Source organism: Enterococcus sp. 3H8_DIV0648, assembly GCF_002140655.1.
Lineage (GTDB): Bacteria > Bacillota > Bacilli > Lactobacillales > Enterococcaceae > Enterococcus_A > Enterococcus_A hulanensis.
On the sequence record NZ_NGLG01000008.1, the window covers coordinates 1 to 5,236 of the forward strand.

Sequence of the window (5,236 nt, forward strand, 5' to 3'; positions counted from 1 at the left end):
CAATTATTCCGAACGGATGATCCAGAAGTTATCTGGGTCGAATATTTGAACCAAGCGACAGCTTTGAACGGTGCTAAGAAAGACCAAATCAGCGGTAAAGGCGAACTTAACAATCAGATCACTGGATTGATTTTTGATTTCTTAAAAAGTAAAGGAATTAAGAATCATTTTATCCAGCAACTTTCCACGAACGAACAACTGATCCAAACAGTTGAAATTATTCCTTTAGAAGTAGTTGTGCGCAATGTCGCAGCGGGCAGTTTTTCAAAACGACTAGCTATTCCAGAGGGCACAATTTTAAAAACACCTATCGTAGAGTTTTATTACAAAAACGATGAGCTGGATGATCCGATGGTCGTTGATGACCACATCAGAATTTTGGAAATTGCAACGACTGAGGAAATTACGCAATTGCGTCAGATGGCTCTGGAAGTTAATGAGGCGCTGATCGAACTATTTGACTCGATAGACATCAAGCTGATTGATTTTAAGTTAGAATTTGGTCGTCAAAAAGACGGTACAATTTTATTGGCAGATGAAGTTTCGCCAGACACTTGTCGTTTGTGGGATAAAAAGACGAACGATCATTTAGACAAGGATATTTATCGTCGCGACTTAGGCGACATCATTCCGGTTTACCAAGAAGTACTAAATAGATTAGAAAAGCGAGGAGAATAAGGATGTATTTTGTAAAAGTTTATGTAACGTATAAGGACTCTGTATTGGACCCACAAGGAGAAGCAGTAAAAGGCGCTGTTCACCGCTTAGGTTATGATGAAATTGAGGATGTTCGAATCGGCAAGTACTTCGAAATCAAAGTTGCTAAAAGCGATCGGCCAGTTGAAGAAATGATTGAAGAAGTTTGCGACAAATTGTTAGCCAACGTCAATATGGAAACTTATCGTTATGAAATTTTAACATCGGAGGAAGTTTAACATGAAATTTGCGGTCATTGTGTTTCCTGGCTCAAATTGTGATCTGGATATGTACTGGGCGATGAAAGAAATCATGGGAGCTGATTGTGAGTATGTTCGCTATGATTCAGACAGTTTAGAGGGCTTCGATGGTGTGCTATTGCCGGGAGGGTTCTCTTATGGGGATTACTTGCGTTGCGGAGCGATTGCCCGCTTTGCCAATATTATGTCCGAAGTCATTCGTTTCGCGGAAGAAGGCAAGCCGGTTTTCGGTACGTGTAATGGATTCCAGATTTTGACAGAAGCCGGTCTATTACCAGGGGCTTTGCGTCGGAATGAGTCATTAAAATTTATCAGCAAAATTACACCGTTAAAAGTTGTGAACAACCAAACAAAATTTACATCCGAATATGCTGCAGATGAAGTAATCCAAATTCCTGTCGCCCATGGTGAAGGAAATTATTATTGCGATGAAGAAACTTTGGCTGAGTTGAAGGAAAATAATCAAATCATTTTTACTTATGAAGGTGAAAATATCAACGGCAGCGTGGAAAGCATCGCTGGAATTACCAACAAAGCAGGAAATGTTTTAGGAATGATGCCCCATCCAGAACGAGCAATGGAGAAATTGTTAGGTTCGGATGATGGCAAGAAATTCTTTGCTTCTATTTTAACTAATTTTGGAAAGGTGACTGCAAACTAATGATGAAATTAGAACCAACGGCGCAAGAAATCAAAGATCAGCGTATTTACGCTGGATGGGGTTTGACCGATGAAGAATATCGCTTGATTTCAGAAGACATTCTTGGTCGCCTGCCAAATTATACTGAAACAGGACTATTCTCTGTAATGTGGAGCGAACACTGTTCTTATAAAAACTCAAAACCAGTTTTACGTAAATTCCCGTCCGATGGTCCGCAGGTTTTGCAAGGACCAGGTGAAGGCGCTGGGATCGTCGATATTGGCGATGGACAGGCAGTCGTTTTCAAAGCGGAAAGCCATAATCACCCATCAGCAGTTGAACCTTATGAAGGAGCGGCAACCGGTGTCGGCGGAATCATTCGCGATATCTTTAGTATGGGTGCTCGCCCGATTGCTATTTTAGATTCGCTGCGTTTTGGTGAATTAGATACACCTCGTACTAAGTATTTATTAGAAGAAATCGTCGCTGGAATCAGCGGATACGGCAACTGTATCGGAATTCCGACTGTCGGCGGTGAAGTTGCTTTTGATCCTTGTTATGAGGGAAATCCTTTAGTTAATGCTATGTGTGTGGGCTTGATGGACCATAAAGACATTCAAAAAGGACAAGCCAAAGGTGTCGGCAACTCAATCATGTATGTTGGTGCAAAAACCGGTCGTGATGGGATTCATGGTGCGACCTTTGCCTCTGAGGAATTTGTTGAGGGGGAAGAACAACAACGTTCTGCCGTTCAAGTAGGCGATCCCTTTATGGAAAAATTATTATTGGAAGCGTGTCTGGAACTTATTCTGGAGCATTCTGATATTTTAGTCGGTATTCAAGACATGGGAGCAGCAGGGTTGGTTTCATCTAGTTCAGAGATGGCTTCTAAAGCTGGCTCAGGCTTGAAACTTTATTTGGATGATGTACCGCAACGGGAAACAAACATGACACCATACGAAATGATGTTGTCAGAATCACAAGAACGGATGCTGATTTGTGTTGAACAAGGACACGAAGAAGAAGTTGTTGAATTATTCAAACGTTACGAGTTAGATGCTGTGACGATCGGTGAAGTTACAGATGATGGCATGTATAGCTTATATCACCATGGCGAAGAAGTAGCCAATTTACCAGTTGATGCTTTGGCCGAGGATGCTCCTGTTTATGAGAATGAAAAGAAAGAGCCTGCGCGTATTCAAGAATTTGCGAACATGGCAGATTTCAAACCAGAAGTAAAAGATGCTAGTGAAACATTGCTTGCTTTGTTACAGCAGCCGACGATCGCTTCGAAGAGAATGATTTACGAAACGTATGATTCACAGGTTCGGACGAATACTGTCGTGCGTCCGGGAAGCGATGCAGCAGTAATGCGTGTGCGTGGAACGAATAAGGCGTTGGCGATGACGACTGACTGTAATGCTCGTTATCTTTATTTAAATCCAGAAGTTGGCGGACAAATCGCGGTTGCAGAAGCAGCTCGTAATATCGTAGCTTCAGGTGGACAGCCTTTAGCAATTACAGACTGCTTGAACTATGGTTCACCTGAAAAACCAGAAGGCTTCTGGGAACTATGGACTTCAGCCGATGGAATATCTGAAGCATGTCGTACGTTGAATACACCAGTTATCTCTGGAAATGTTTCGATGTATAACGAAACGAACGGTAAAGCGATCTATCCGACGCCAATGATCGGTATGGTAGGTTTGATTGAAGACTTGGCTCATATTACGACGCAAGAATTCAAACAAGCCGATGATTTGATTTATGTAATCGGAGAAACAAATGCTGACTTTAACGGCACAGAGATTCAAAAAATGCAAAAAGGGTTGATCGAAGGTAAATTGATGGACTTTGATTTAGCTGTTGAAAAAGAAAATCAAGAATTGGTACTTTCAGCAATCAAAGCTGGTTTAGTAGCAAGCGCGCATGATTGTGCAGAAGGCGGCTTAGCCGTGGCAATTGCAGAAGCAGCTTTTAATAATCAATTAGGTGTTGATGTTGAAGCAGCGATGCCGGTTGAGAATCTTTTTGCAGAAACCCAATCACGCTTCGTTTTATCGATTCATCCTGAAGATCAAGCAGCCTTTGAAGCCTTAGTCGGCGAAAAAGCAGTAAAAATCGGTAAAACAACCAATACTGGTGAATTGAAAGTAACTGCTGACGGCGGTGAAATCAAGGTTGCTACGCAAAAGGCAGAAGAATTATGGGAGGAAGCCATTCCATGTCTAATGAAGTAAGAAGTTTAAATGAAGAATGTGGCGTATTTGGCATCTGGGGTCACCCAGATGCTGCTCGCGTCACTTATTTTGGCTTGCATAGTTTGCAGCATCGAGGTCAAGAAGGTGCTGGAATCGTCAGTAATGATGGCGGGAATTTGATCAGCACTCGAGGATTGGGCCTGTTGTCAGAAGTTTTTAAAGACGAACGCCAATTAAATCAATTGACCGGCCAAGCAGCCATCGGTCATGTACGTTACGCAACGGCAGGAACCAGCAGTGTTGATAACATTCAGCCTTTCTTGTTTAATTTTTATGATGGAGACTTTGCTTTAGCCCACAATGGAAATTTGACGAATGCGAAAAGTTTGCGAAAAGAGCTGGAGGTCGATGGTGCGATTTTCCATTCGAATTCTGATACGGAAATCTTAATGCATTTGATTCGCCGCAGTCAAAAGGAAACGTTATGTGAGCGAATGAAGGAAGCGTTAAACACCGTAAAAGGCGGTTTTGCTTATTTGATGTTAACTGAGGAATCGATGGTTGCTGCTCTTGATCCGAATGGTTTCCGACCGTTGTCAATTGGTCAAATGGTCAATGGTGCTTATGTTGTCGCTTCTGAAACATGCGCATTAGAAGTTGTTGGCGCAAAATTTATCCAAGATGTTAATCCCGGTGAGATCATTACGATCAATGATGACGGATTGAAAGTGGAACGCTTCACTGAGGATACTCAGCATGCGATTTGTTCAATGGAATATATTTATTTTGCTCGACCTGACTCAAATATTGCTGGTGTCAATGTCCACAGTGCTCGAAAAAATATGGGACGCATTTTGTCGCATGAAGCAGAGATTGAGGCGGATATGGTTGTCGGTGTTCCTAACTCCTCACTATCAGCCGCGAGTGGTTATGCGGAGGAATCTGGTATTCCTTATGAGATGGGTTTGGTAAAAAATCAATATGTTGCAAGAACCTTCATTCAGCCAACCCAAGAATTGCGGGAGCAAGGTGTGCGTATGAAGCTTTCTGCTGTGCGGGGTGTCGTTGAAGGAAAACGGGTGATTATGGTTGATGATTCGATTGTACGAGGAACAACCAGCTGCCGAATCGTAAATCTTTTAAAAGAGGCCGGTGCCAAAGAAGTTCATGTAAGAATAGCTTCACCACCTTTACGCTATCCATGTTTTTACGGTATTGATATTCAAACACGCAAAGAATTGATCGCGGCGAATCATTCAATCGAAGAAATTCGCGAAATGATCGGCGCAGACTCATTGTCATTCCTAAGCGAAGACGGATTGATCAATGCTATCGGATTAAAATTCGATGCACCATATTCAGGATTATGTATGGCATATTTCAATGGAGATTATCCAACACCGCTATATGATTATGAAGCACATTATCAAGCAACACTA

At 42.1% G+C, this 5,236-nt stretch carries 5 protein-coding genes; all 5 read left to right on the forward strand.

The genetic code is table 11. From position 1 onward, the window contains the following. The coding region (gene purC / locus A5875_RS22885) for a phosphoribosylaminoimidazolesuccinocarboxamide synthase (protein ID WP_141108392.1) at window positions 1–678 on the forward strand (678 nt) is incomplete at its 5' end. 2 nt (window positions 679–680) lie between these two features. After that, window positions 681–935, forward strand: a complete 255-nt coding sequence (purS, locus tag A5875_RS22890) for a phosphoribosylformylglycinamidine synthase subunit PurS (RefSeq protein ID WP_088935906.1) — start codon at window positions 681–683, stop codon at window positions 933–935. Between the two features lies 1 nt (window position 936). Then, window positions 937–1,617, forward strand: coding sequence for a phosphoribosylformylglycinamidine synthase subunit PurQ (purQ, locus tag A5875_RS22895; protein WP_088935907.1), 681 nt, complete (start codon window positions 937–939; stop codon window positions 1,615–1,617). Beyond that, window positions 1,617–3,836 (forward strand): phosphoribosylformylglycinamidine synthase subunit PurL, encoded by a 2,220-nt coding sequence (gene purL, locus A5875_RS22900; RefSeq protein ID WP_088935908.1) that lies wholly within the window; start codon window positions 1,617–1,619, stop codon window positions 3,834–3,836. Before purQ ends, purL begins: the two co-directional genes overlap by 1 nt. Beyond that, window positions 3,821–5,236: amidophosphoribosyltransferase (purF, locus tag A5875_RS22905; protein ID WP_088935909.1), on the forward strand; the 1,416-nt coding region annotated here is incomplete at its 3' end. The genes purL and purF, both read left to right, overlap by 16 nt.

What these genes read in the sequence shown, in the direction of transcription:
- purS (WP_088935906.1), top strand. Translation starts at nt 681, where the DNA reads ATGTATTTTGTAAAAGTTTATGTAACGTATAAGGACTCTGTATTGGAC.
- purQ (WP_088935907.1), top strand. Translation starts at nt 937, where the DNA reads ATGAAATTTGCGGTCATTGTGTTTCCTGGCTCAAATTGTGATCTGGAT.
- purL (WP_088935908.1), top strand. Translation starts at nt 1,617, where the DNA reads ATGATGAAATTAGAACCAACGGCGCAAGAAATCAAAGATCAGCGTATT.